The 281-nt window shown below is 70.1% G+C and carries 1 protein-coding gene; it reads right to left on the minus strand.

What is annotated here, in order from left to right:
- Positions 1-281 (minus strand): class I SAM-dependent methyltransferase (locus tag J0695_RS42455; RefSeq protein ID WP_206970118.1); only part of this gene is annotated, 281 nt, incomplete at both ends.

Here is a 281-nt window from a genome sequence, read left to right on the forward strand (position 1 = left end):
GAGAATCCCCCGCTCGCCGGGCCGGTGTCGTGCCCGGTCTGGAGGACGTCATCGTAACCGCAGTCCCGTAGCAGGTCAGGCCATGCGCCACGGGACAACAGGGCGGACCGGGGACGCAGTTCGGTGTCGGTGTTGCCGTAGAAGCTGTCGAGGAAACCGAAGTAGGGCAGCAGGAGCTGGGGGTCGTGTGCCTCGGTGGCCAGCAGGTGTCCGCCGGGCGCCAGCAGGGTCGCCACGTTGCGCAGCGCCTCCGCCAGGTCCGGGGCCGTGTGCAGGGAGTG

Source organism: Streptomyces beijiangensis (genome assembly GCF_017315755.1).
GTDB classification, from domain to species: Bacteria; Actinomycetota; Actinomycetes; order Streptomycetales; family Streptomycetaceae; genus Streptomyces; species Streptomyces beijiangensis.